Annotated in this window: 16 protein-coding genes; 4 read left to right on the top strand and 12 right to left on the bottom strand. The window is 68.8% G+C overall.

The genetic code is table 11. From position 1 onward, the window contains the following. The first annotated feature begins 125 nt into the window (after nt 1–125). Nucleotides 126–332: a hypothetical protein gene (locus tag OG299_RS00565; RefSeq protein WP_327359986.1), complete on the top strand. Its 207-nt coding sequence runs from the start codon at nt 126–128 to the stop codon at nt 330–332. A gap of 183 nt (nt 333–515) precedes the next feature. Here the strand turns inward: OG299_RS00565 and OG299_RS00560 are convergent, their stop codons facing one another. From OG299_RS00560 to OG299_RS00540, 5 genes are all read right to left on the bottom strand, one after another. Continuing rightward, nucleotides 516–5099 (bottom strand): aKG-HExxH-type peptide beta-hydroxylase, encoded by a 4584-nt coding sequence (locus OG299_RS00560; protein WP_327359985.1) that lies wholly within the window; start codon nt 5097–5099, stop codon nt 516–518. Nucleotides 5100–5257: 158 nt separating this feature from the next. After that, on the bottom strand, nt 5258–5725 hold the full coding sequence (locus tag OG299_RS00555; RefSeq protein ID WP_327359984.1) for a hypothetical protein: 468 nt from the start codon (nt 5723–5725) through the stop codon (nt 5258–5260). Nucleotides 5726–6080: 355 nt separating this feature from the next. Further along, a complete protein-coding gene (locus tag OG299_RS00550) occupies nt 6081–6479 on the bottom strand; it encodes a hypothetical protein (protein ID WP_327359983.1) in 399 nt (132 codons plus the stop codon). Beyond that, nucleotides 6476–7330, bottom strand: a complete 855-nt coding sequence (locus tag OG299_RS00545) for an IS5 family transposase (RefSeq protein ID WP_442817464.1) — start codon at nt 7328–7330, stop codon at nt 6476–6478. Before OG299_RS00545 ends, OG299_RS00550 begins: the two co-directional genes overlap by 4 nt. Before the next feature lie 436 nt (nt 7331–7766). After that, on the bottom strand, nt 7767–8621 hold the full coding sequence (locus OG299_RS00540) for a DUF1906 domain-containing protein (protein WP_327359981.1): 855 nt from the start codon (nt 8619–8621) through the stop codon (nt 7767–7769). A gap of 471 nt (nt 8622–9092) precedes the next feature. Here OG299_RS00540 and OG299_RS00530 point away from each other — a divergent pair, with 471 nt between their 5' ends. Then, nucleotides 9093–9398, top strand: coding sequence for a hypothetical protein (locus OG299_RS00530; RefSeq protein WP_327359980.1), 306 nt, complete (start codon nt 9093–9095; stop codon nt 9396–9398). 38 nt (nt 9399–9436) lie between these two features. Here the strand turns inward: OG299_RS00530 and OG299_RS00525 are convergent, their stop codons facing one another. From OG299_RS00525 to OG299_RS00495, 7 genes are all read right to left on the bottom strand, one after another. After that, nucleotides 9437–9883, bottom strand: coding sequence for a hypothetical protein (locus OG299_RS00525; RefSeq protein ID WP_327359979.1), 447 nt, complete (start codon nt 9881–9883; stop codon nt 9437–9439). After that, a complete protein-coding gene (locus tag OG299_RS00520; protein ID WP_327359978.1) occupies nt 9880–10002 on the bottom strand; it encodes a hypothetical protein in 123 nt (40 codons plus the stop codon). Before OG299_RS00520 ends, OG299_RS00525 begins: the two co-directional genes overlap by 4 nt. Nucleotides 10003–10266: 264 nt before the next feature. Beyond that, complete coding sequence (locus OG299_RS00515; protein WP_327359977.1) at nt 10267–10458, bottom strand: hypothetical protein; 192 nt, start codon at nt 10456–10458, stop codon at nt 10267–10269. An 11-nt stretch (nt 10459–10469) separates the two neighbouring features. Beyond that, nucleotides 10470–16547 carry a DNRLRE domain-containing protein gene (locus tag OG299_RS00510; RefSeq protein WP_327364414.1) on the bottom strand — a complete coding sequence of 2026 codons (6078 nt, stop codon included), beginning with the start codon at nt 16545–16547 and terminating at the stop codon, nt 10470–10472. A 1163-nt stretch (nt 16548–17710) separates the two neighbouring features. After that, nucleotides 17711–17833, bottom strand: coding sequence for a DUF6207 family protein (locus OG299_RS00505; protein WP_327364413.1), 123 nt, complete (start codon nt 17831–17833; stop codon nt 17711–17713). 208 nt (nt 17834–18041) lie between these two features. Beyond that, nucleotides 18042–20057: an IclR family transcriptional regulator domain-containing protein gene (locus OG299_RS00500; protein ID WP_327359976.1), complete on the bottom strand. Its 2016-nt coding sequence runs from the start codon at nt 20055–20057 to the stop codon at nt 18042–18044. Continuing rightward, nucleotides 20054–20632 carry an RNA polymerase sigma factor gene (locus tag OG299_RS00495; protein ID WP_327359975.1) on the bottom strand — a complete coding sequence of 193 codons (579 nt, stop codon included), beginning with the start codon at nt 20630–20632 and terminating at the stop codon, nt 20054–20056. Before OG299_RS00495 ends, OG299_RS00500 begins: the two co-directional genes overlap by 4 nt. An 853-nt stretch (nt 20633–21485) precedes the next feature. Between OG299_RS00495 and OG299_RS00490 the strand changes: the two genes are divergently transcribed. Both OG299_RS00490 and OG299_RS00485 read left to right on the top strand, forming a co-directional pair. Then, entirely contained in the window at nt 21486–21665 is a 180-nt protein-coding gene (locus OG299_RS00490; RefSeq protein WP_327359974.1) for a hypothetical protein, read from the top strand. Nucleotides 21666–22031: 366 nt separating this feature from the next. After that, complete coding sequence (locus OG299_RS00485) at nt 22032–23261, top strand: helix-turn-helix domain-containing protein (protein WP_327359973.1); 1230 nt, start codon at nt 22032–22034, stop codon at nt 23259–23261. Nucleotides 23262–23695 lie beyond the last annotated feature (434 nt).

The following is a 23695-nucleotide window of genomic DNA, read 5'->3' as shown; positions in this document are numbered from 1 at the left end:
GTTGTGCCCGGGACAACATCAAACCGGTCGAGCGTAACGCCGCGCAGCGCGAAGGTTCTTTTCACGTCCTCACGTCCCAGTCGGACAGCCGCCATCCCTATCGAACAGAAATCGGTGATCTTGCTGTGAACCACACCCAGACCATCATGTTTCTCATCGTCATCGTGGTTGCCGGGCTGCTCTCCCTCGCGGTGGCAGCCGGCACGATTGCTCTCGCCCGCTGGGACAGCCGTACGGTGCCTGCCGCGATCACCCGTGGTTTCGTCGCCTTCGGCGGCACGCTGACCCTGATCGGTGGTCTGATCGGGCTCGTGCTTACCGCGTTCAAGTAGGCATTGCCTCCGCCCACCAGGCAGTCCAGGACTGGCGTCTCTAACGTGCCTCTGGGCACGCGTTGGTGTCGCGGCCTGGGCGAGATAGGCGGTACCCAGGTGCCGGCCCGGACCCGTCGGATCCGGACGGTCACCGTGATGCTGAGCACGAAGGCGGAGGCACCCGTCCCGCTACGGCAGCGATCAGCGCAGGCCCATGAACGGCAGGCCTGACGTGTCGCCCGTCTCCTCGACCCGGGCACCGATCCACGCGGCCAGTGCGACCGAATCCGGTGCAGAGCCCGAGAGCGTATTCGCGCGGGCGTGGACAGCCCGGACCACCTCCGGGCAGTGGGTGAGCGACCGCAGGGCCGCCGACCTGTCCGCCGCCGCAGCGCCTGGCATGATGTCGGCGCCGCGCACGGTGAGCAGGAGCCGGGTCCAGGGGTCTGCCGGCAGCGGCCGGGGCGGCACGCCGTCGCCCGAGCCCCGGGGCGACGGACCGGCCGCCGCCCGGTACAGCAGCGCCGTGTACTCGTTGAGCGAGGGGACGTCAGGGTCCGGCCGCACCGTGACTGTGGCCACGGTGTGACGCCCGCGCGTACGGTGCGGCGGGCGCGGCGCACCGGCCAGCCAGGCATCGGCGAACTCGGTGACGACCCCGGCCTCCGGGCGCAGGTGGTGCATGCGCCAGCGCACGCGATGGGCCAGCACGGCATCATCGGCCATCGCAGCCAGCCCGTCGGGTACGACGGCGTGGTCGGTCCAGGTGTCCGCCGTCTCGCGCATCATGCGGGTGAACTCCCTCCCGGACGCCGTGAGATGAGGGGCGGAACACAGAACCGCGTAGGCGTCGAGGGTCTGGCGCCGCCAGTAGGTCAGCTGGAACTGGCACCGGCGGAGCAAGTCCCCCTCCGCGCGGCGTGCGAGCCGCCGCCAGAACTCGACCACGCCGAAGAAGGCAAACACGCCGTGGAGGAAACCGGGCAGGGGGCGTGGGTCGTCCCGCCACGGCGCATAGTACAGCGGACCGTCCGCCCCTTCTGCCTGGTCCTCGACGTACAGGTCGACGGAGTCCAGAACGGCGTTCAGCTTCATGTGCCGGAACTCGTGGACCAGGGTCGCGGCCAGTTCCACTGCGTCCGGCGGACTGGTAAGGACGGCTCCGCCGAACGCGTCGGTGCCCGAGACGGACGTCATCACCGCGCCCCGCGCCGAGGGGAGGGGGGTCAGGGCCGTCAGGGCCGATGCCATGGCTTCGGCCTGCCGCGGCACGGTCTCGGCCAGCAGCGCCGCCGCTTCGGCGGTCGTACGCCGCCAGTGGGCTGACTCCTGCACGCTCAAAGGGGAGGGCACGGTCGGGCCTTCGATCCCTCGGTAGGGGTCCGTGTCGTCCAAGACCAGGTCGAAGGCGGCGGACCCGGCCGGTGCACTCACGCGGTCCGCGGGGATCCATCCCCGGGGAGCGCTCGCGCCAGGCTGGGGCAACCGGACCGTGGTGGGCCCACACTTCACCTCCACCTTGTGCGCTGACGCCACGATGCGCGCCGTGGTGCTTCCGGCCGTACGCAGGTCGACGCTGCCCAGCGTGGGCAGCGAGACGAACCTGTCGCGGACCGGGAGCTGAAGGCTGAACGCGAGACCGGCCCTGACGCCGGCCGCGGCCGCTACGGCATGCAGGTGCGGGAGATCTGCGGACCCCGGCCCGGACGAACCGCCCGGCACGGCGCCGCAGGAGCTTCCGGACGCGGCGTAGAGCGCTCGCAGGGCCTGGCTCAGCCAGCGGCCGACGGACGGATGGAGCAGAACGGCGGTGACTGCCTCGGGGTCGGCGCGCCCGGCCTCCGACAACAGATCGCGTACCTGCCGGGGCAGGTACGCGAGGCGCAGGAGGTCCTCCAGAGCCCTCAGCCGCGTGGCCCACACCTGTGCCTTGAGCTGCCCCATCAGGACGAGGTCCTCCTGGCCGGTCGCCAGCATGCGCAAGTCGGCCTTGCTGGGGAAGTCCTCCGAGGGGACGCGCTCCCTGCTGACCTCTGCAGCCGGGCGATAGGTGCGGTGCGGGGACCCGTACGGCTCCTGGGACCGTTGTGGTGCCGGGCTCCCCTGCGAGACTCCTCCCCCCATCGGGTTCGAGTGGCCACGGCTGTGCCGGGGGTGGACGAACCGGGACAGGGCCCGGTCCGTGCCCGGCGCTGCTGCGGCGCCGTCGCGCTCCGTGGAGAGGACGTCCGCCAACCGGAGCGACGCGGGCGGGTTCGCGGGAGTGGCCTGTGGCGACTTCACGGCGTCGGATTCCTGGTCCATGGTGATACCTCCGCGGGACGACTGGGGTGCCGGGGACGGCGAGGCCTCCGGCGGGCCGGGCTCCGAGGGTGCGCCGGGCCCCTGGTCGGCAAGGAGTACGGCGGCAAGGTTTCGTTCGTAGACGGCAACGTGGGGATGGTTCTTGCCGAGCCGTCGCACGGCACCCGCCAGGACTTCGCGGAAGTGCTCGGCGGCAAGGTCCGGTCGGCCGAGAAGGTCGCAGACGGTCGCCAGTTCGTGCCGGGCGGCGAGGACGTCAGGGTGCTCGGGGCCCAGCCGGCGCTCGGTGGTCCGCCAGATGTCGGCGAACTCGTCCCTCGCCCGCTCCAGGAGTGCGGGTTCCGTCTCGTGGTCCCGCAGAATGCGGGCACGCTCATGGCGAGCCAGGAGCACATCAGGATGGTCGGGAGCCAGCACGCGCAAGTACTCCCGTACCGCCCGCTCGGCGGTCTGCGCCGCCTCAGCGGGATGACCTGCGTCACGCAGGGCGCGGGCGAGGCTGATCTCCATGGCCGGCACGTTGAGCTCGGCCGCCACGCCCAGCGCCCTGACCCCCCGGACCACGTCCCGCAGTTCGACGACCGCCTCCTCGTGCCGGCCACGCATGTTCGCCAGTCCCGCCAAGTCGTGCCGGACGCGCAGGATGCCCAGCGGGCTGCCCTGCGGGTTCCGGCGGCGCATGGCAAGTGCCGCGTTCATCTCCGCCTCCGCCTGTTCGTACCTGCCCTGTTCGCGGAGCACGCGGGCCCGCCCGGTGCGTACCGACTGCAGGTACGGATGGTCGGGCGGGAGCGAGTCCGCGCCGACTCGTGCGAGCTCCTGGTACAGCCGGTCCGCCGCGGTGAGATCTCCGTTGTCGCGCAGTGCCCAGGCAAGGTGGAGGCGGGCGGCGATGGTGGCGGGGGACCCATCGCCGAGGAGGCGTGCCCTGAGCGCGCAGACGACGTCGAGCTCGGCGATCGCCTCGCCGTACAGTCCCACGGTGTTGAGGTATTGCGCGGCGCCGGTCGACGGCTCCGTCGCCGCCGCGGCGAGGCGGGGGTCCATCGCCTCGCCCAGCCGGTCCACGCAGTCCGACAACAGAGGTAGGCCGGCGCCGCAATGCGGTGCGAGCGCCCGCCACATGGGCCAGTCCGGGGGGCTGGCCGGCTGCAGCGGACCGGTGACCCGCAGCAGGAGGGCGGTGATCAGGCCGAGCAGGTGCGGGGTCAGCTCGGCGAAGTCGGGATGGGCCCGGCCGGCGGCTCGGACCATGGGGTGGATGGTGAGTCGTCGGCGGACGGCTTCGCCCGGAGTGCCGACGGCGCCCCGGACCACCTCGACGGTGATCAGCCTCAGTCCGGCCAGCCCGTCGAGGGCGGCGAGCAGCCGGGGATGATCCGGGTCGTCGAAGAGAGGGCTCTGGGCGAGGATCTCGGAATCCAGGAGTTCCAGATAGGGCAGGGGCGCTGGTCCGAAGGCACACAGCAGCCGCAGCAGCGGACGTGCCAGCGCTATCCCCTGACGGTGCAGGAGGTCGAGGGAGAGTTCCCAGGTGCTCACGAGCGCCCGCCGGGTGCGCTCATGCGGTTCGAGGTCGATGTCCGGGTCGGCGGCCATGTCGCCCAGGCGCGCGTCGAGACTGCGGCGATAGCCGACGAACGTGTCCGGCACCAACGGCGACGGCAGCGTGCTGTCCAGTGCGCGGGCCAGATAGGAACCGGCGAGGTCGAGCGCGAGCGGGAGCCCTCCGAGGTGAACGGCCAGCTCCTGCGCCTCCCGTTCCCTCGCCTCCGCCGTGGTTCCGGCTTCAGGCGCCAGATCGCACAGCACCTGGGCTCCGTCCCCGGGCGACAGCACGTCGACGCCGACCATGCCCACCCAGCCGCTGCCCCACCGCGTACCACGGGACTCACGGCTGGTGATCAGCACGGAGCCCCAGGGCTGCGCGGGCTTGCGCAGCCATCCGGTGCCACGGGCCGTGGGCGTGGGCCGGACGGACAGGACGGCGGGGTCGTCGATGTTGTCCAGGACGAGGAGCCACGGCGTGGAGAGGGCGTCCAGGCGCTCCCACAGCACCTGCGCGGGGTGGGCGCCGATGAAGTCGGCGGGTTGGGCCCCGGCGGCAAACGCCACCGACCGCAGGGCCGAGTACAGCGACCCGTCCCCGGCTTCCGAGGCCTCCGGCACCCACCACACCTGCGTCGACGCATCCGCGAGCCGGTGGGCCGCTTCCAGGGCGACCGTGGTCTTGCCGCACCCGCCCATGCCGGACAGCACCCATACCCCCGGCAGCGCCGGATCGGTGTCGCCCTCGGCACGCCGCCTCACCGCGGCGGTCAGCTCGGCCACGAGCGCCTCGCGCCCCCGCAGCCGGTCCGGGGTGACCCTGCGGTGCGGAAGCGCGAGGGGCAGGGTCGCCTCCGCCGGCGACGGCCAGGCGGCAACGCGGGTCGTGGCGGACCCGAGCGGGTCGGGACCCGGGTCCCACACCGGCGGCACGCCGTAGAAGGTGAACTGGGCTCCGTCACCGATGGAACCGAGGGAGATGCTGTTGTGGTCCGCCCGGACGGAGCGGCCAGTGAACTCCTCCGTCCCGGATCGTGGCTGGGCGGCCCCAGGGGACCGGGGCGCAGGTGGGCTCTGCCATGCCGGTCCGTTCAGCCCCGGGACGGATCCGGCTCCGGAGGGTGGCTGACGCTGGCACCTCCGTTGATCGTGAAAGCGGCGATCGAGTTCTGGGTGGAGCTGACACTGACCTGGCCCCCGGACACGGCGACTCCGCCCTGCCCTGCCGTCGCTCCGCCTTGCGGTGCCCGCCCGCGCAGCAGGGCGTCCAGCTCCTGGGCAGCGGAGGCCCGTTCGTCTCCCCGCAGGTCCTCCAGCCGGGCAGTGATGCGCGTCTGCCACATCACGGCCTGATCGCGGCGTGTGCCCTCCTCGGCGGTCTGTAGCTCCGCCTCCGTTCCGTCCAGGTGCTCCAGCGCGTCCTGCTCGCGCTGCTCGTCGCCGCGCCCGAACCACCGGGCCAGCGCGCTCCGCAGCCCACGCCATGCGTCCGTACCCGCGGCCTGTACGACCGCCGCGCCCCCCGCCGCTGCCAGCGCGACCAGCGCCTGCTCCAGCATCCCTGCCGCCCCCTCCCGAAGCCAGGTCCTTCCCCCACCACGGTAGCCCGACGGCCGGTGTCCGCGCCCGGACTTCCGCGGAGAAGGGTGCCCGCGTGACGCCGGGCGCAGGCACGAGGCACGGGATCGTCTGCCGGTCACGGCCACCGGTTCACCCCTGGACCGCCCCCACCGCTCTCGGCCCGGCAACACGGCTCGCCGACGCCCAGCGTCCGATCGCGGCCGACCCCGCGTGCCGCGATGGTGTGGATGGCCTGGAGCCGCTCCGCGGCCCGCGGGGGCAGGCGTAGGGGTCGGGATGGCCGGAGCAGGGTCCGCAGATCCAGCGGTTGTCTTCGCGTCCGATGAGAGGTCGTTAAGTCCGTTTCTGGTAGCGGCCTCGTCCGGGTTGGGTGAGGAAGCCTTGGCGGGTCAGGCGTCCGAGGCGGCTGCGGGTGATGTTGACGGATGCTTCGTCGGTGGGCATGCCGAGGAGTTCGTGCAGCTCGCGGGCCCGGAATACCCGGGCGGGGTGCTGGTTGAAGGCGTTCACGACGGCCTGGTAGCTGGTGCTCGACTCGGGCGGATCGGGTTCGGTCCCGGTTGGTGCGAGTTCGGCGACGATCTTGCGGGTGGTGGCCAGGTCGGCAAGATGGGCTTCGGTCTCGGTGAGAGCGGCATTGAAGTGCGCGATCTGATTGCGGAGTTCGTCCGCCCGGGCCGTGGCCTCATTCACCCGGATGTGAAGGTCCACCAGGAGTTCGGTGATGTTCACGCGGCCAGCCCGACGGCGTCCCGCCAGGCCTGGGCGGGAGTGGTGAGCCGGCGGGCCATGTTCGCGGTGGAGGCCCAGTAGACGCGTGAGGCGGAGGTCTCGGGCCGGTGGTCGTACTCGCGGGCCAGCCGCCGGTGCAGCATCAAGGTGCCGTTCGTCTGCTCGACCACCCACCGCTTGGGCTGCGGGACAAACCCTTTGCCCTGGTCGGCAGGGTTGCGGCGGACAACCTCGACGTCGATGTCCAGCAGGGCGCCGTGGACAATGACTTCGTCCTTGAAGCCCTGGTCCACCAGGACCTTCTCCAGGCGCAGCCCGCACCGCTCGGCGGCCTGGTCGAGCAGGGCGATGCCGGCGGCGTTGTCGTGCGCGGAGGCAGCCATGACGACGACGCCGATGATCAGTCCCAGAACGTCGACAGCCAGTCCCCGCTTGCGCCCCGAGACCTTCTTGTTCGCGTCCAGCCCCGTCGTGGTCCTGGGGACACCCGCCGCGGCGCGGACGGACTGGGTGTCGATGATCACGAGGGACGGGTCCTCTAATCGGCGGGCCTTCTCCCGAACCTGGCAGCGCAGGAGTTCCTGGATCCGCTGGTCAAGCCCGTCTTGGCGCCACAGGCCGAAGTAGTAGAACACCGCCGACCAGGCAGGGAAGTCATGCGGCAGCAGTCGCCACTGACAGCCCGTCCGGTTCTGATAGAAGATCGCGTTCACGACCTCCCTCAGGTCGCAGGACCCGGGATCCCCGGTCGCCGACCGCGCCACCCGGTCCAGTTTCCAGGCCGTGATCATCGGCTCGATCAATGCCCACTGCTCATCCGACAAGTCGCTGAGGTACGGCTCTCTCTTCACGCCCCGCATCTCAGCATGGACATGCCCACCAGGCGGCCCGGACAGCGACCAGTCCCACGATCGAGCGATCACGAACTGAGGAAGACCGGACTTAACGCCCACTGAGACGGTGCGTGATCATCAACCCCGGTTCACGCCGCCCTTTCCGCTGTAGGACACTCAGGCCTTCACCATGGCCAGCGGTCACGTGATGACCACCGCGTTCCGGAGAACCGAACCGGCCCAGATCGGTGCTGGCTCTCGGACGTCACGGCCCCGCCCTGGCTGGCGAAGACTGGCGTGCTGAGTCCTCGAGCTCAGCACCGGCAGTCCGCAGGGTTCCGCGCTCGCCCCGGCGGAGCTGGCCGTCCGTAATGCGTATGACACTGTGCTCACAGGTCCGGAGCAGGTGAAATGCTCCTGGGCGAGCCCGAGGTACGGAGTGGTAAGGGCGGTGCTATTTGGCGATCACGGCGACCGGGGCGTCCCAGTCGTTGCGGTCGACAGTGAGGGTAACGCCGCCCCAGGTCTCTGTGCTGTTGACCCAGTACTGATGGGCGCGGCGGTGGTCGGTGTACAGGTTCGGGTTCCAGGGCCAGTCGCGGGTGGTGGTCTTGTCTTTGTCCCACAGCGCGTACCAGAGGATGTTCGGGAGGTTTCTGCGGTCCTCGGCGGTTGCCACTGCCGCGGCGCTGCTGCTCGTGAAGCCGTACATGCCTGCCCAGTAGCCCTTGACACGTACGGCCTGGTCCCAGGAGCGGACATAGGTGAGTACGGCGTTGAGGCAGGAGGCGTCGGAGAGGTTGAACGGTTCCATGTCCAGATAGAGGGCGCTGCCCGTCCTCATACCCAGGGCCGAGGCCTTGGCCACGGCGTCGGCGCCGTTGGCGGCACCAACTGAGGCGGCGTCGTCCGCGGTGAAACGCTCCGGGTTGCTGCTGGTCTGGCACGGCGGCTGGGCGCCCACGTAGAGCGGCACGAGCTTCCAGCCAGCCGCGTCAACCGACTTCACCCAGGCCGGGGTCAGCTGCGGCTGGGCGCAACCGCGGTTCTTCCCTCCTATATATACGGCCGCACCACCGTAGAACTGCCCAGACTTCCACGCCTTCATCGCGGCCAGGGACGGCGCGGTGCAGGTGTCGAACACTCGCCCCTCGTACAGAGAGGGCGCCGGCCGACCCCGGCCGACGGTGGAGGTATTGAAATTGAAGGTGACTGCGTTGGCGCTGACCGCCCCCGCCAAGGCAAGGGCCACTCCCGCGGCAGTCCAGGTCAGGATGCGGGCGCGTCTGGACCTACGGTGCTTGGACATGAATGTCCCTCCACGGGATGCGGATGATTCGTTGCTATAAAAGACCGCGCCGTACGGCGAGGCCAACCCGCGGGCATACGGGGGTTGACGCCTGCTGCTGTCGGGCGAGGTGATCGTAGCCCCCAGAGGCGGTGCCGCATCTACGGGCTTTCGATACGGCTCCGCATCGATCTGCTCTCGGCCTCGGTTGAACTCGGGTTCTGGATCACTTTCCGTGCCAGGACCACGGAGGTCACCGATACCGGGATCATGAACCATCGTGACTGACGCGCTCCTCCAAGACCTCGGGTGCCGCCAATCCAATCTCGAAAAATGGCTCACCGGTGCCGAAAGCGCCGGGCTCAAGCCGCTGCGGAGCCTGGCCCGCGGCCTACGGCAGGACTTCGATGCCGTCACCCTCCGGACTCACCCTGGAATGGAGCTCCAGCAGGGTCGAGGGCAACGTCAACAGGGTGAAACGGATCAAAAGGGATGGGTGTGGCCGGGCCGGATTCGACCTACTCCGACGTCAAATTCTCCTCGCGGATTGAATCGGTCGACTGCCTCGGCCTGGTGCTGGCGGTGCTGGTCACCGCGGCGAGCGTGCAGCACCGCGACGCCGCCGTCCCGCTGCCGGAGCGGCTGTGCACGCTGCACTTCTTGATCCGGCTGGTGTGGGTGGACGGCGGCCACGCGGGCCGGCTCGTCGACTGGGCCGCCGAGAAACTCGGCCTCGCCATCGAGATCGTCAAACGCTCCGATGACACCAGCGGGTTCGTGGTGCTACCGCGCAGGTAAGTAGTGGAGCGCACCGCACCCTGAGCTGGCTGATGCGCTCATGCCGCCTGGTCCGCGACTACGAGACCCTGGCGGCCATGCACGAGGCGATGGTGCTGTGGTCGATGACCATGATCATGAGCGGACGCCGCCGGCACGCTTTCATCCCACGGCAGCCGACACGACGGCCTGACCGCGCCGAACACGTTCGGCCGGGGCTCTGCGGCCCAGCCCCGGGCTGTCAGCCGTTTCACCTGCGAGCGCACTCCTTCCACCCCCGTGGCAGTCGTCTGCCACCCCAACTGGACCGTGAGCTGCTTCGCCCGGATCCCGTAGGCGGCTTCCGGTGCGGCGAGCACCGCCAGGATTTGCTGGTACCCCGGCGCGAGCACTTCCACGCGGATACCCTCGGCTCGATGCGGCGCGATGGAGCCCGCCACCGAGGTCCGCACCAGTCCCGCCACCCCGGCCGAAGGCTCCTCGGCCGGCACTTCCGCGACCGTCACCCGCGCCAGCTCAACCGCTCCAGAGCGCGTTCCGCCACACCGGGCGCGGACTGCACCCGCTTGGCCTCTTCCCGCACCTTCTTCTCCCACGCCTCCAGCAGCCCTGTCCCCGACGGCACCCCGCAGCCTCCCACCAGACAGACAAGACGATGCGTCGTTTCTCCCGCCAAGTAGCCGGAACCATGCCTGACCAGCAGAAACTCGGCGACTTCGTTCGAAAAGCGGAAGCCTTCTGAGAGGCAAGGACGGTGATCACAACACTTGCTTGCCTCGGGCCCGTGCACAGGACAAGAGCTGACGGCGAGCGCCGGGGAACGCACACAGGGGTGCGGCGCGTATGCGCGCCGCACCCCTGCGTCAGTGTCCCGACTGGTCGTCGGCGACTACTTGGACTGGTTCACGATCTGCTGGATCGAGCGTGCGATCACAGCAAGAGCCGCCACTGCGGCCAGTATCTTGAGGGTCACCGACACGTCACCTGTGATTGTCTCTTCGGCAAGAATTATCACCACGAGGATTGATGTCCAGGGGATCGCCCGCGTCAAGATTCCGTTGTCCCCAAGTGGGTTCTTCATCGTTCCCTCTCTTACGCGCACCGGGCGAAGGTGAACCAGTTCGATCCGGTCCAGTACACGACGTGGATGGCCAGGCACCGGTTGTAGAGGCTGGCCACCCAGGCTCCCGTTCCGTAGAACATGAACGACCAGTAGGCGACTCGTCCCACGAAGCCCATGTTCTTGAGTCCACCGAGCGCGGCGACAGCCCAACCACCACCAGCCGCAAGGTTGTTATTCTCACGTGAGTTGAGGGTGATCGTCACCCACGACCAGCCCCAGTAGACCCGGTACATGCCGGTCAGATCGTACATTCGGATCGGATCGGCCGGATAGACGTAGCTGTTCTCGTTTCCGCCGACGACCGGGTCGGTCTGCAGGAAACGACCGGTGCTCGGGTCGTAGAGGCGCACGCCCATGAGGGTGAGGCCGGTCAGGGTCTCGTCGGAGCGCTGCCTACCGCCGAGCCAGCTGTAGCGGGCCGCCGCCTGTCCGGTACGGGCGTTGCCGTACTCGTCGGAGTCCAGGACGGTGGGTGCCAGGGCGGTGTCGGCCGGAAGGGCCAGAGCCACGTCGCCGTGCAGGTTCACCAGTTGCAGGATGGTGCCGCCCGTCTTTGCGGTGGTGGCGGCAAGGTTGCCGTCGATGCCGCGGATGGTGCGGGTGAGTGATCCGGTGGCGGTGTCCTCCACGGTCCAGCGCGGAGAGTCACCCTCGGAGTCGTAGTGGTTGAGCCGGGAGGCGGTCTGGGACCATGTGCCGGACGCGTTGGATTCCACGGTCCACGAGCGGATCCGCAGGGCGGAGTCGAGTGCCCAGGTCTGGCGCTGCGTGCCGGCGGTCTGCTGTTGAGCCAGATCGTTGGCGTAGTACGCCAGGGTGGTGCCCGGCTTGGCGGTGGTGCGGCCGAAGGCGTCGTAGGTGTAGCCGGTGTTCACCAGCCGGTCGGCGCTGTCGTAGGCGTAGTTGGTGGTCGTCCCGCCGGTGGTCGTGCAGTCGGCGTTCACCGCGGCACTGGCGGTGCCCAACGACCTGCGGTTGGTGTTCTTGTCGAAGGTGTAGGTGCGGGTGGTGCAGATGGCGTCGGTGCTGGTGTCCTGCGTCTGGGTGAGACGGCCCGCCTTGTCGTAGGCGTGGGCCTGGGACGCGGTGACGCCGGGGGTTCCGGTGTGGGTGGCTACCTGGCCGTGCACGGTGTCAGTGACGCTGTCGGAGAGCAGCACGGTGGCATCGCTGTCGCGTGTGTAGGTGCGGGCGACAGCCTGACCGGCCGGGTCTTGGACGTCCGTCATCGTGTAGCCACCGGGCAGGCCCTGGGAGACAAGCCTGCCGTCTGCGTCATAGCGGGCACTGAAGGTACCGGCCACTGAGTCGGTGACCGACGTGGTCAGTCCGCGAGGATCAACAGCCGTGTTGTAGGCGTAGGTGGTGGTCGATGGCACGGAGTCGGTGACCGTGGTGGGCCGGTCGAGCGCGTCGTACTGGGTGGAGGTAACGCCTCCGTCCGCGTCCGTGTAAGACATGAGGCGGCCGAGCTGGTCGTACGCCTTGGTGATGGGGCTGCCAGCCGTGGAGGTCTGCTTGAAGGACTGACCGGTGGCAGGGTCATAACTGGTGGTCACTGCGGGTACGGCCGCACCGACGCCGCCCGTGACGGTGTTCGTGGTCTGTCGGCCGGCACTGTCGTAGCCGGTGGTGACGGTTCGGGTGACGCTGTTGGCGGTCTCGGTGACCTTGGCGATCTGACCGAACTGCTCGTACTCGGCAGTCTTGGTCGGCAGTTGGCTGGGGTTGGTGCCGCCGCCGGTGATGGCGGCAGCGGGACCGGTCTGGCAGATCTCGTCGGCCCATTCCGGCTTTCCGCCACAGGTGCCGGTGCCGTCGGCGGTGTAATAGCTCGTGAGGGTGGCCCCGGCATCAGTGCCGTCGGAGGCCGGCTGGACGGACTTGGTGACCCGTCCCTGGCTGTCGTAATCGGTCACCCTGGTGATTGCCAGGCCGCCCGGGTCCGTAGTGCTGCTGGTGGGCAGTCCCTTGGCCCAGTCGTACGCGGATGCGGTGACACGCGGGTCGGCGAGCAGGTCAGGCCAGGACCGTGGCTGGGCACCGACGGTCTGCTGGGTGACCTGGTCCTTGACGACGGCGGTGCCGTCGGTGGGGCGCCCCTGGTCGTACGTCTTGACCGTGTGCTGCCGGGCCATGAGCTGTTGGCCGGCAGTGGCAACGGTGGTGGCGCCGCTGGTCAGCGCGCCCGCGAGGGTGACCTCGTGCAGCGGGCCGTACACGTCGGTGAGGCGGGTGCCTGTGGCGTCGTAGACCGAGGTGTCAGAGAGAAGCTGGGCGCGCTCGCCGGAGGGCAGGGCGTTAATGCCCAGGTCGGTCAGTCTGCTGCGCTGGGCGGTGGTGGTGCCCAGGGCCAGTTCCCGGTTGCCCGCGGTCAGCGACCGTACGGTGTTGCCGGACCTGTCGTACTCGGTGACGGACAGGTGGTTGCCGGGGGTGGCCTCGTTGACCTTGCGGCCGGAGGCGTCCAGGTAGTGGATGGCTGCCCGCTGGTAGTCGGCCGCGCCCATGGACGCGCCGTCGTTGGAGGTGGGCAGCTGATCGGCGGGGAAGACCGCGGTCCCGTCGGTCGGGATGTCGCTCTGGCCCCATGAGCCGGTGGCCGTGGTCCCGAGGTCGTTCGGGGCGGCGCTGCCGGTCAGCGGGACGCCGTAGACAACAGTGGTGGCCGCGGTGCCGTTGGTCTGGCCCGCGGTGCCCGGGGCGAGGGTGGCGCGGGATGCCTTGAGCAGCATTCCGGGCCCGGAGGCGGGGTTGGAACCGGTCTGGCCGTAGGTGTACGTCCAGGGCAGTTGTCCGGGCGGGGTGAGCGAGGTGACGCGGCCTGAGCTGTCGTAGGCGTACGCCGTCTTCAGCGCGGGCGAGATCCTCGGGTCCCAGGTTTCCCGGAGACGTCCGCTGTCGTCGTAGACGTAGCGGGCGACGGATGTCGCGGTGGCGGCCGAGGCGCCGGGAGCGGTCGCCCACAGCTTGATCTCGCTGGCTTGGCCGGCTACGTCACCGAGCACGAATGCCGTGGCAGTGGTGAAGGTTGCGTAGCCGAACTCCAGTGTCCTGCAGCCCTTGGTGGACGGGGTGGCCTCGCAGGTGGCCAGGGTGGTCGCGCTGGTGGCGGCGATGACCCGCTTGGGGCGGGCCAGGGTCTTGCCGCCCACGGTGACCGCTTCGGAGACGACCTTGGTGGTGGAGTTCGCCAGGCCGTCGGCGAGTGAGCTGGTCACGGTCCAGGTGGTCGCGGCGGGAGCGACCTTGGCGAAGGTCGTCACGGTGCCGGCGGTGTCGGACAGCGTGAAGTCACCCGAGGCGAAGGAGCCCTTGAGCGTCAGGCCCTGGGAACCGGGCTCCGGAACCCAGCCGTTGCTAGCCGAGTTCGCGGTGAAGGTGGTCGCCGAGCCCTCGGCGGTGACGACGTCGAGTGATGTTGCGGACGTCTTGCGGATCTCGGTGTAGGCGGAGTGGACCGTTTCGGCGACGGTGCCGGACAGCCATTCCTTGCCGAAGACGGCTGCCTGTCCCGCTTGGTCCGCCGCCTGCGGGGAGCGGGAGGAGGCGGTGCGGGTGACCGACATGCCGAAGAAGGAGGCGTCGGTGCTCGTGAGGGTGTGGTCGCCGGTCAGCAGGTTCACCGAGCCGGGGCCGATGTCCTGCGACGCGGCTCCATCGGCGTTCCGGTCCACGACGACCGTGACAGGGCCGGAGGAGGCGGTGGCGCTGCCCGGGCCGGTGAAGTCCGCGCGGACCTGCACGGTGCCGTCAGGGTTGACGGTGGACGTGGCGTTCCAGGTCAGCGCAGGGCTCTTGCCCGCCGTAAGGCCGGCCGGCCACGCGGTGAGAGCCTGGCCGCCCAGGATGACGTCGCCGGCCGGGATGGTGGTCCAGGCGTCGGCGTCACCGCGGCGCCAGGAGAAGGTGACGTTGTCGTACTTGGTGCCGTCGGCCTCACCGGACAGTGGGACGCGCGCGGCGGTGCGGGTACCGTCGTCCGGGAGCGTGACACCGCCCGGTCCTACGTGGAAGGTGTACGAGACCGGCTCGGACTTGTTCTCCGCCTTGTCCGTGGCACGGACCTGGAGGGTGTTGGTGCCGGCCTTGGCGGGGGTGACGGTGATGTTCACGGCGGTGCTGGTGCCGCCAGTGGCCACCTTGGTCCAGGTCGTGCCGTCGAGCGACCACTCGACGCCGTTCTGGTCACCCGTGGGCGGGGTCACCGTGAATGTGCCGGACTGCCCTGCGCCCTTGACCCAGGCATTGCCCGGGTAGTCCGTCGAGGTCACGGACGCCGGGGTGGAAGGGGCAGAGGTGTCCACGGTGAACTTCGCGTACGCCGACCAGCCAGTGTTGTAGTTCGTTCCGTCATACGGTGAGGTACGGAACTTGTACGTCTTCCCGTTCGTCAGCACACCCGCCGGCACGGTCACCGACGTGGGCTGGCCGGACGGCACGAACGGTGACACCAGGACATTGCCGACCTGCGTGCCAGTAACGTCGTCGAAGATCTGGTAGGTGCCGTCGACCTTGTCGTTGTTCGGGTCGGCGAACGTGTCGCGCAGCGTCGGCGTCGTGGTGTTCACGAACCACGTGCCAGTGGTGTCCTTGAAGAACGGCGGACCGGCCTGCTGATCGGTGCCGGTGCGCGGCCGGTAGTTGTACGTCACCACCAGCTTCGGCGGATTCGCGGCGGCATTCGCGGAGTTCACCCGCTTCCACTGCGGGACGACCGTCTCGCTCGCAGCGCGCAGGCCCATGCCCGAGGTGGCGTTCTTCGCCGAGGCCCAGGCCTGGGCGAGCGTAGTGACGTCCGCGTTGATCCACCCGTCCGGAGCGGCCGTGCAGGCCGGGTTTCCCTTGGTCTCGGTGGAGGTGGCGTACTTGGTGTTCCAGGCCGGCTGCGCGGTCCAACGCGAAGACGTCGCGGCCTTGCCCGCGTCCCACACTTCCCACGGGTAGGCCACGCAGTCGGTGTTGCCCGAGTGGAAGTTCCACAGGCTCACTTTGGCATCGGAGACCAGCGCATCCGAGATCGGTGCCGTGTTCCAGGTGATGAACGAACGCGCAACCCGGTAAGTGCCGTCGGCGTTCTGAGTGCCCGGGTTGCCTAGGTCCAGCTCGGTGTCCGCCGACCAGTCGACAGTCTCGCCCTGCTGGACGTACGTGTCGAACACGCTGCTCAGCGACGCGGTCGAAGGGTCGACCGTGACCGGGTACTTCGTCGCCGTATCCGAGAGGAAGGCGGCGTCCGGGGTGATGACGAGGTCGGCGCCGTCCTTCGTCTTGACGACCTTCATCGCCGCCTTTACCCGGCGGTTGTGCTCACCCGAGACCGGATCGATGCTCGCGTCCCACATCACCGGAGCGGGCATCATGGCCGTCTTCTTCGACTTCTTATCCGTGAAGAGAACACCGCCGTCCGGCTGCTGCTCGACCTTCAAGCCCTTGGCCCTCAGCGGCAGCGTGTACGAGAAACCGGCCTCCGGCTTGGCCTTCACCTCGACGAACTGCTCGAAGCCGGTACGCGTCGCCTCGACGACCACATCCGCGCCCGGCACTGCATCGGTGTATGTAGCCCGGGGGCCGTTCAGCGTCGGCGTCGGCAGCCCGCCACGCCACTGCAGGGTAATCGCCTCGTCGCCCGAGCCCACGCTCACCAGATCGGTGGGCGCGGCAGACTGAGCATCCCTCAGCGAAGCGGCCTTCGTGCCCGCCTTGCCGGACAGCCGCAGGCCCTGCGGATGTGCCTTCGAGGCGACCGAACCATCCGGGGCAGCGGCGAAGTCCACATCGACGTCGCGCCACTCGCCGCTGGCCGGGTCCTTAAAACGGATCGGTCCGGCAGCCACCTCAGTGGTCAACGACCCGTCCTTGTTTACCCACGTCGTCGAAGTCTCCGAACGCTCCGACAGTGCCTCAACCTGCTTGCCGGACAGCCGCGCGGTTACACGGGCTGACGCGATGTCGGCGGCCGCAGTCGGATACCGGCCCGTCTTCTGCTGCGGGGCCTGCTGCGGGGCGCCCGTCGCGGTGGTGCCATACAGCAGCGTGACGGACATGGCCAGGGCGATGGAGGTGGCCATGCGCCGGGTCCAAACGTCGCGGGGGTTGGGCCAGGTGCGCCCTCGCCAAGCCCGCGTTCTTGTTGCTCTCATGAATCCCTACAGCTCTTGCCGGCCCAGGAGTCGGGCCAACTCGGCAGAACCGTATCCGCGCAGAAAAGAGCTTCTTTCGGCCAATTCGGACTCTAGATAGTCTTTACGTCTCACATACATGTGGAATCGTTATGGGCAAGATGGAACGAGACGTTCGTGATGCCCTTCATGGCGCTGACCAGGGCATCGTTTGAACTTATCGCTTGCGGGAACGACGTACGCGGCCCACATACGGAAGATGGTGAACGGTTCGCAGAGGAAATATCCAACACGAGGCGCCTGCCGTCGTGCCAGGGCCAGCGGGGGGCCTGCAGCTCCCGGCCGGTCTGCCGAGCGCGGGACGGCAGGCCTTCCTCGCGCAGCTCGGCGTCGGGGCGGCGGCGAACATCCGGCTCGTAGCGACTTTGAAGGACTACATCGGCGCTGACCGGGAGACGGCCCTGTTGGTCAGCCCCAGGGCGTGGCCGCTGCTCGCGGCCCGTATGGCGGGTATTGCCCGCGGCCCGTATGGCGGGTATTGCCCGCGGCCCGGAGGGCGAGCGGGGCCTGCGTGAACGGTTGAAGGCAGGGCTGCTGGACGACACCGCCTGGCAGCAGGGCCCACGCGTTCCACCCCGGACCGGTCGGCCGCCTCGTGCCGTTCGAGCGAACGGCAGCGCTGCTTTCCCTCATTGAGCCGGACGACCTCCTCTTCACCGCATGGGTGGAGCTGTCCGGGGCAGAGGCGATGGGCCACCTCCACGACCTCATCCGCACGGTCACCCACGGCGTCATCACGGAACTCGGCTACGCAGGGCCCGGGGTCGCGCTCGAGGTCCTGGTCGGCAAACGCCACGAACTCGCGCTGCATCCGGCCCACGTCCACGGCCTCACCCGACTTCTGCGTCAGTCTGTTGGCACCATCGGTGCCCGCAGCACGGCCGGGGGCGGCCGGTGCTTCACTGCGACGGCACCGGCAGTGCCCGCCCGCTGCGGGAGCTGGCCGCCGGGCAAGCCTGATCGCCTGGGCAAGCCCAAGGCGACCCTGGGCAAGCCACCCGCCAGAGGCGGCTTGCCCAGGCTTCTGGCTACAGCCCCTCCCACCCCGGGCGCAGGACGTCGGCGTAGACCCGGGCCCGCACTCCTGGCTCGCCGGGATCCCGGTGCATGGCGACGATGCCCGAGGTTGCCCAGCGTTCTTCCCAGTGCAGTCAACAGCACCTGGCCCTCCTTGCCACCCGCGATCACGGCTGTGCACCCATTGGTAGGCACGTGTTTCGTCCGCAGCTTGCCCAGCAGATAGGGCGCAGCTCCGGTTTAGCTGATTGTCATGTCCAATAGCGTCGCTTGTAGGTGATCGAAGGCGCGCCCCGCCACATATGTCGCGCGCTTGGAGTGCACGTTTGGTGGTGCACAGGGTCATGTGCCGTAGACGAGGAGGTCTCCTGGTGGGCTTGGGAGGGTGGTGGCTGTGTCGAGTAGCGGGGCGCTGGGGAGGGGAGCGGCGATGAGGCGGGGGAGGGCGAGGGCGGTGACGGATTCGGGGGACGCGGCGTCGAAGAGGTACAGGGTGTTGGAGGTAGTGTCGGACACGAGGTGGGGCGCGGTGATGTCGGCGGCGTTGCGGATCGCAGCCGGGCTGTTGAGGGGGGTGGCGAACATACGGCGTAGATGGTTGACGCCGCGTTCGTTGAGCGGGACGTCGCTTGTCGTGCTGAGGAGATCTGCTGTGTGGAGATCCTTCGCAGAGGTGCCAGTGGGGATGGCGCCGGTGAGGAGGAGGACGAGGAGGATGGGGACTGCTTTGCGTTGGAGGGCCTTCGTTGCTTCTGGCAGGCGGTGGGCGTGGTGGGAGGGCAGGGACAGGGCGAGGCCCCCGATTTGACTACTGAGACTGGCGGGTACGGCTGAGCAGACGACGAGTTGGTCGTACTCGCGAATGTCGTAAGCGGGGTTGCCAGGGCGGGTTCGGCTGAGGCGCTCAAGGAAGGTACGGGGGTCTTTGCAGGTCCGTGCCGTGAAGCTTTCCATCGTGTAGCGGGTGATGTGTTCGGCCTGCTGGTCGTGGCGGAGCTGGCCGATGAGGCATTTGCCGAGGGCGCTGGCGTGCGGAGCCTGGTGGAAGGGGGTGTGTTCCTCGACGGGTGGGGCGTTGGTGCTGGTGGATGCCTGGGTGACGAGGACGTCGCCATCGCTGTACCTGGACAGGTAGATCGCGGCGCCGATGTGGTCGCGGGCGATGGCAAGGGTGCGCTGGAGCTGAGCTCCGATGCCGCTTCCGCCGGGCAGGGCGAGACGGTCCAGTGCCAGCCCGGGTGCGTAAACGCCTACGGCGTCGTGGACGGACTCCGCGAAGTCCTCCTCGCACAGCATCTCGAGCAGCGGGGCGAGTGCGGCATCGTCCAGGCCGGTCTTCATGGCGATCTGGCGCGCACTGATCCCGAGGGGGTGCTTCTGCAGGACCCCAACGACGTTGTGGGCGTGTCTTGCCTGGCGCATGGCGGCGCTGTCGTCCGCCGAGGCTTGCCTTCTACTCCTGAGCAGCAGGCGCGGCGCGCCCATCGCCCAACCGGGTACCTCTGGTTCGGATGGAGCCACCGCAGCGATTTGGGCCGGTCGGACGTTTGCTTCGGGGCTGGGGCTGAAGGCGCGGTCTTCCTCGTATGCAAGCCGTTTGGGTGCCTCGGCGCCCGGGGACGTCGGGCTAGGGGCGCTGGTCGGGCGGATCATCCAGTAGCCGGGCTGGCGATGCTGGGGGTGATGGGCGAGGGCGAACACTGCCTTTGCGAACTTCGTTGCCGGCAGCGGGATCAAGCCCAGATCCTCGTGAGACTCCTGCCGGATACACGCGAGGAGGCCCGCGAGCACGTCCCGTACGCCAGGGGAGAGCGGGCGGTGATGCCAGCGAGGGTCGGGGGTGAAGTCGGAGTGAGCCAGCACGTCTGCCCACAACTGGGCATCCTCGTACTCACCACGCCGGGAGTGATCCAGAACCAGGCAGTAGGCGGCCTTGTCGACACCCAAACCGGCTGCATACTGCCACCAGAAGCGGGCTCCTTCGCTGTCCCCGGCCGCGTGCAAGAGGCACGCGAAGACCTGCGCTCCAGCCCCGTCCGTGTGGTGGCTGCTGATAAACACGGCAATGCTGGGGCCGGCGCTCGGGTGGGAGACGGTCTCGGCACACAGCGCCTCCAACTCCTCTCCGGCTTCCTCGTTGTGGACGAGCTGCTGCCACGCCTGTCCGGCGAACCCGTATGCGTGGCGCGCCTGGCGAAGCTGGGCCTTGGCCGCTGCGAGACGGATCTGGCATGCCCGGTCCGGCGTTCGGGCAACTAGGGGCGGGGAGAGGGTCTCCTCGCCGTCGAACAGGCTTGGTTTCAGCGCGACAGCGAGAAGCTCCTCCACGGTTCCGTAGCTCCCGTGGGTCTCGCTCATGGCCTGGCCTTGCCTTTCCTGTTGTATTCAGTGGGCAGATCGAGGATCCGCGCCAGCCGTCTGTGGGCATGGCGCAGATTTGAGCGCACGGTTGCCGCGGGGATGGACATCATGTCGGCGATCTCGTCGTTGCTGTAGTCCAGGAGGTAGCGCATGCGCAGGGTGATGCGCTGCCGTTCCGGCAGGCGAGCAATGGCCAGCCGGACCTGGTCCAGAAGATCCGAGCCTTCGCGGGCGACGGCGTGGAGGAGTTGAGGGTCGACCGGGTACCTGTCATGGCGCAGGCGCGTCTGGATGGCAACCTGGCGCTTGAGGACTTGCCAGGCACGGTGGTTGAGGTTCAATCCAAGGACCAGGATCGGCCAGTCCTCGATCAACTCGTCCCAAGTCCGCTCCACTGCCTCTTCGGCATCGACCTGGGAGTCCAGGTCCATCCACGCGTATCGGGTGAAGCGTGCCCGGTGCGTCTGGTCGAAGGCCAGGAACCGGTCCCACTCCTCGGGTGTCCACCGGTGCGTTGCCGGCGGCTCGGGCAAACGGACCGTGCCGTCAGCCTCGTCAGTGACGTCGCTCATCGGACGGCCTAGACGTGGTCGAGCGGCGCGAACGGCGGGCCGACGCCCGCCGCTGCACGCGATGGCTGGCTGCGGGCGCAGTCCGGATCCCAGTGCACCGCTGCATGGGTTCCCCTTCGTCAGGAGAGTTCGGCTCCGCCCGAACGGCGAAGCACCGCTCCATCCTCGGAGCAACGCAGGGGGACACACGGCAGAAGACCATAAGAGATGGCTTGTGTATGATTTTGGATCAATCAGTGACTGATCATGATCGAGCAGCCGAGCAGCCGAGCAGCCGAGCAGCCGAGCAGCCGAGCAGCCGAGCAGCCGAGCAGCCGAGCAGCCGAGCAGCCGAGCAGCCGAGCAGCCGGGCGGTTGGAGGCTGCCCCGGATCACTCCATCGGCACCGCAGCGTGAGATGTCGGCGTCGTCCTCCGGCCACGGGTTGAAGCCGTGCAGCGGCCGTAGATGCATCTGCCTCTTGCCTTCCGGACACCCTTGGACTCTCCGGCGGATTGGGTGCCTCTACCAGTGCGCGGGCGCGCGCGGGGCGCGTTTGCTCGACTTCGGGAAGATTTCGGCCAGCCTGGTGACGAAACGTCAACCTGTCCTGCAGCAACGCGCAAAAAAAGTGCTGCCGTCTCATATGGGTAGATTTCCCGGCTAGCGCATCGTGTCTGTACGGTCACTCGCAGGTGCGTGCGGGGCTTCACCACATGGCCTGGAAACCTCTGTTCGGAGCCCCGCACGCCTTCCACGCAACACCGAAAGGACTGTGCACATGGCACGTACCCGTCGGCGCCGCCGAACGAAACCGTCCATTGGTCGCTCGGCTGGAAGCCAGCGTATCTACCGTCACGAAACATTTCGTTCCATGAACTGGATTGGCAAGGGCGCGACTTCCGCGTTTCTCGCGATTCCTGTTCTGGGACTCATCCTGATCAACCAGACGTCCGTTCAAGTCACCGTTCCGGCAGGGGCCCTCTACTCAGTCGCTGCTGCCATGACCGGCGCGTTCGCCGGGGTCCACCAGGCTCGCAGGCGCCGCCGCTAGCCCAACCGCGGGCGGGGGCGCCGCCCCCGCCCGCGTACCCACGTGCAACCGCAAGAACGTCTTCCCGGCCGCTCCCGCGGCCCGGGAGACGTCACGAAATCCGGCGAATCTTCCACACCCTGCGCTTGCACGCCGCTGACTTGAACCCTTTTCGTGACACGGACGGACGCCATGACTTGCGACCACTGCGGCACCCCGCTCACCAACCCCGGCGTGAGGGCAGGGCGCCCTCAGAAGTACTGCGGCGCCGCCTGCCGACAGGCCGCCCACCGGGCCCGCAAGAACCACCCCGAGCTGGTCAGCACCGACCCGGCCTCACCCCAACCGGCCGACGCCCCTCGACGCCAGGCCGCGCCTGCACCCGTCGTGGAAGGCAACCCCACCGAGGACCCGGTCACCGAGATCGCCCATGACCTGAGGGAGTCCGCCCGAGAACTCCTCAGGCTGCTCCCCGACGCCGACGGTGAGGAGCCGCTCAAACTCGCGGCGCAGATGCAGCAGCAACTCGACGGACTCACCGCCGGCCTCGTCGGACGTGCCCGCTACCACCAGGTCACCTGGGGTCGTGTCAGCGAAGTACTCGGCATCAGCCAGGACACCGCCCGCCACCGCTACTCCGAGGACTTCATCAAGCGCCGCCTCGCCCGCCTGACCGGCAATCCCACCCCGGCACTCGCCCCACGAACGTCACCCAAGAACTCCCCGCCGGCCAGCCCCAGGCCACACCGCACCTCCGCCCCACGAGCCCCGCAGACCACCGCATCCCCCGACAGTCAACCCGCTCCCACCACCACGCCCGCGCCGTCGGGGGCTGCGTACAACCGGCTGGCCCCCGTCCTTTCGATGTTGGTGCGGACGTCCAAGCAGACCAACACAGAGGTCAGCGCCAAGATCGGCTGCTCTCCCTCATTTCTGTCACGGATTCTCTCCGGTGAGCGCCTACCGACCTGGGCCATGACCGAGAAGTTCGCGCACGCCTGCGGAGCCGACCCCGGCGTGTTGCGGACCGTATGGGTAACCGAGCGGTGCAGCGAACGAACCCGCGACATCACCCTCACCGAAGACGAAGAATCACCCGTTCCTGCGGCCGACGCGCTCCACAAAGCCATCCACACCCTCCACTCACGAGCCGGCCAGCCAGCGGCCCAGGACATCGCCGTCGCCAGCCGCTGGACTCTCACCACCGACGAGGTCGCGCACCTCATCGAGGGCACCCAGCTTCCCGCCTGGCGCGTCTTGAAGCTGTTCGTCGACCTCCTTGGCGGCGATGCCACCCACTTCCGCCGCCTTCTCGACCAAGCCACCGCCGAACACGGTGCAAGCCCAGCCGTCCTGACATCCAGGCCGACCAGCGACCGCACCACTCCGTCACCCGCCCAACCGCCAACAAAGCAGCCCGCCCCAACCGCACTCAACGAAGTCATCGCCACCTTCAGCCGCACGCTCAACCACCCCAGCATCGTCGAGTCCCAGCGCGCCCGGCTGCTGCAGAAGCGGGCCGACCGGAACGCCATCAGCCACCCACGGACCCAAGAGCCCGGCAGGACCCCCCGGACGCAAGCGTCCCCAGTCCCGTCCCGAGAACCACGCAAGTAGATGCACACGGCGCCAGCCGTCGGCGCCGACCACTCCCGAGGCCGGGGCCGCGAAGGGCCGGGGCGTGTACCCCCAGCACTCTCCGGCTCGATCCGGAGCCGGGCGCGGGAGAGTATCTGGTGGTCACCGGCCAGGGCCACGCCTTGAGCCCCGGGCCGGACTGGCACGTACAGCGGCTGGCACGCCTCCGTTCCTCGGCGCCTGAGGTCAGGGCACCGGGTTGCACTGAAGTGTCGCCATCTTCGAACGGGCAGGTCAGCGAGGCTGGCGTGACGGTCAATGATCGTGCTGGTGGTGGGCGGGAGTCTGCGGCCTTGATCTTGCGTCGGCGACTGGCCTCGAGGTTGGTCAGGGCGAGCACGGCGCGCCGGAGAGCGGTGGCAGCGCGGGGTCGGTGCGGAGCTTGGTGGGGATCCGCCAAGCGTTTAGGTGGG

Source organism: Streptomyces sp. NBC_01296 (genome assembly GCF_035984415.1).
In the GTDB taxonomy this organism is placed as follows: Bacteria; Actinomycetota; Actinomycetes; order Streptomycetales; family Streptomycetaceae; genus Streptomyces.
The sequence above is the reverse complement of the archived record's forward strand: the minus strand, read 5'-3'. Positions and strand labels throughout refer to the sequence as shown.